This window comes from Tritonibacter mobilis, from assembly GCF_001681715.1.
GTDB classification, from domain to species: Bacteria; Pseudomonadota; Alphaproteobacteria; order Rhodobacterales; family Rhodobacteraceae; genus Epibacterium; species Epibacterium mobile.
The window spans coordinates 1-2,926 of the sequence record NZ_LNWY01000040.1; the positions used below are offsets into that span (position 1 = coordinate 1).

2 protein-coding genes and 2 pseudogenes are annotated in these 2,926 nt (G+C 58.6%); 3 read left to right on the forward strand and 1 reads right to left on the reverse strand.

Annotated features, from left to right (window positions below; translation table 11 throughout):
• From UB90_RS23345 to UB90_RS22215, 3 genes and pseudogenes are all read left to right on the forward strand, one after another.
• Positions 1 to 158, forward strand: a pseudogene (locus UB90_RS23345) (IS6 family transposase); the annotation flags it as partial.
• 194 nt (positions 159 to 352) lie between these two features.
• Positions 353 to 1,618, forward strand: coding sequence for an ABC transporter transmembrane domain-containing protein (locus UB90_RS22210; protein ID WP_009827249.1), 1,266 nt, complete (start codon positions 353 to 355; stop codon positions 1,616 to 1,618).
• A 105-nt stretch (positions 1,619 to 1,723) separates the two neighbouring features.
• A pseudogene (locus tag UB90_RS22215) lies at positions 1,724 to 2,110 on the forward strand (response regulator); the annotation flags it as partial.
• Positions 2,111 to 2,162: 52 nt separating this feature from the next.
• Here the strand turns inward: UB90_RS22215 and UB90_RS22220 are convergent.
• On the reverse strand, positions 2,163 to 2,864 hold the full coding sequence (locus UB90_RS22220) for an IS6 family transposase (RefSeq protein WP_065331824.1): 702 nt from the start codon (positions 2,862 to 2,864) through the stop codon (positions 2,163 to 2,165).
• Between the last annotated feature and the right edge of the window lie 62 nt (positions 2,865 to 2,926).

Consider the following 2,926-nt stretch of genomic DNA (forward strand, 5'->3'; position numbering starts at 1 on the left):
GCTTCCGATCGCCGGGTGGATTACAACGCTTCGTATCTATGAAGTCTGCAACCCGCAATAGTTTCTCTGTCCCAGCCCGCCGCCGCTCTGCGCTCACCATCCGCTACCATCGGCTCGAAGCATTCGAGGCGTGGAAATCCGCGGCACAGGCCGCTTGATCAACGAACAGCTTGCCAACTTGCAAATTCGGCGAGTTAACGTGACAACACCCGGGGAACTGATCTGGAAGTTTTCAGACGTGACCAATCTGGAATTTGCCTGTCTGGTCCCCGGCCACAGAGATGCCGGGTGTGGGGGGTCATCATCGTGCATGATCACCTCGCCTCACCCGCCGGATATTGAGCGCGCTCCAATGTCGCTGATGGACAGGTATCACGTCCTCGTACATGACGTCTCCGCCCTCTTCGGATACGATTACAATGATACGACGCCGGACTGGGTTCATCCGTTCATTCACCTCATTCTGGTCCTGGCGCCGGGATTGCTGATCGGCGTCGCCCTCTATCTCGTCCTGCGCGGTATCCTGCGGCTCTGGAGCCGCCCGGCAAAACCGGTCGCGCGCATGAACCACGTGAGGGGGCTTGATGCCGGGTTGTTCAGCTCGGTCCTGCGCTACACCAGACGGCAGCAGGCGCAGATGATCATGCTGAGCCTTCTCGCGCTTCCGATCCTGTATCTGACCTTGGAACTGCCCAAGCAGATCGTGAACAATGCGCTGGAATCCGCGACTTTCCCGGTCGAGGTTCTGGGCCAGAGTTTGGATCAGGTCATATTCCTGCTGCTGCTTTGCGGGCTGTATTTGCTGTCGATCAGCCTGAACGGACTCATCAAATACACGCTCAACGTCTTCAAGGGCTATACGGCGGAGCGGTTTCTCCGACGCTTCAGGCTGCTGATCTATCGGCGGTGGCGCTCGGATGCGGAGGCGTCCGAGCAAAGCGAGATCGTCCCAATACTCGCACAGGAAGTGGAACCCATCGGCGGCTTCGCGGCCGAAGTCCTGACCCTGCCGGTTTTGCAGGGTGGCACGCTTTTCACCATTCTGCTGTTCATGTTCATTCAGGACCCGATCCTGGGTGCCGCCGCGCTGACCGTGTTGCCCATTCAGCTTATTCTGCTCCCGAAGCTGCAGCGCCGGGTGAACACCCTGTCGCGTATCCGGATCAAAGAGGTCCGCGATCTTGGCAGGCAACTGAGCGAGCAGTTGCGCGAACGACAGGGCGCCTCGTCCGGCCTGTCGGCGGCGGGCGCTAGTTTCAAGGCGCTGGAGCAGGTACGCAGAAGGATCTTTCGTCTCAAGTTCTTCATCAAGGCGCTCAACAACTTTCTGACGGCGCTGACACCGTTTCTGTTCTACTCACTTGGCGGATATTTCGTCATCGAAGGCCGGATCACGCTTGGGGCACTGGTCGCGGTCCTCGCCGCGCACAAAGACTTTTCGGCCCCACTGAAGGAGCTTTTCCGATACTATCAGGCGCTTGAGGATACGCGGATCAGGTATCAGGAAATCACGACCTTCTTCGCCGGGACGCCGCCCCGCATGGAAGAACAGCAATCCGCCGGGGTGCACCGGCTGGCGATCCGCAGACCGCCGGAACATGCGCTGTCGCAGACTTGAGGGCTCCTATTGTCCCCCCTGCTCCCGCGACGCGTCAAACTGCCGTTACATTTGGCTACAAAGAGGGGGCGGACATTTACACCGGCGGTTTGATATACACCGGGTATGAGCGAACCTGCCCACATTCTGGTCGTCGACGACCATGACGAGATCCGCAATTCCGTTTCAAGCTATCTCGAACGGAACGGCATGCGAACCTCGGTCGCCGAAAGTGCCGCAGAGATGGACGCTCAGCGCGCAAGACATTCTTTCGATCTGATCGTGCTCGATGTGATGATGCCCGGCGAAGACGGGCTGACTGCGTGCAAAAGATTGCGTCAGGAGTGCGGCACACCGGTCCTGATGCTGACCGCCCTCGGAGAGGACGACGACCGCATCGAGGGTCTGGAAGGCGGCGCGGATGATTATCTCTCCAAACCCTTCAATCCGCGCGAGTTGTTGGCCCGGATCAGGGCCATCATGCGACGCAGCGAGAAGAGCCCTCCGCAGGACGGTGTTGTCACGTTAACTCGCCGAATTTGCAAGTTGGCAAGCTGTTCGTTGATCAAGCGGCCTGTGCCGCGGATTTCCACGCCTCGAATGCTTCGAGCCGATGGTAGCGGATGGTGAGCGCAGAGCGGCGGCGGGCTGGGACAGAGAAACTATTGCGGGTTGCAGACTTCATAGATACGAAGCGTTGTAATCCACCCGGCGATCGGAAGCCTTGCATCACCCGCTCTCGTTTTCGGAAGGGCAAGTGGCTGTTTTCTGCGCGGTTATTGAGTCCCTTGTGTGACCAATGATCAAGGCCAGGCGCGACCTCGCGCTTTGCGGCACCATAGGAGCGCAGCTTGTCCGTAATGATCCTTTTTGGCACGAAGCCCCAACGTTTCATCAGCTTGACCAAAAGCCGCTTTGCGGCGCGCTTGTCTCGTCTCGATTGGAGAATTTCCTCAAGAACAAAGCCGTGTTGGTCGACCGCGCGCCAGAGCCAGTATGACCGACCCGCGATCTTCACAACGACTTCGTCCAGATGCCAGACATCGCCGGGGCGCGGCTGCCGTCGCTGTAGAACGTGGGCGATCAGGGGGCCGAACTTGACGCTCCAGCGCCGGATTGTCTCATACGAAACGTCGACGCCACGTTCCAGCATCAGCTCTTCGACCTCGCGCAGGCTCAAGTTGAACCGGACGTAAAGCCAGACAATATGAGCGATGATCTGAGGCGGAAACCGGTGGCGTTTGTAGCTGATCTTTTGTGTCTGCATCGACACCGCCTACGCCCAGATCAATGAACCAGCAACCTCAGGACCGTTAATGTGACAACACC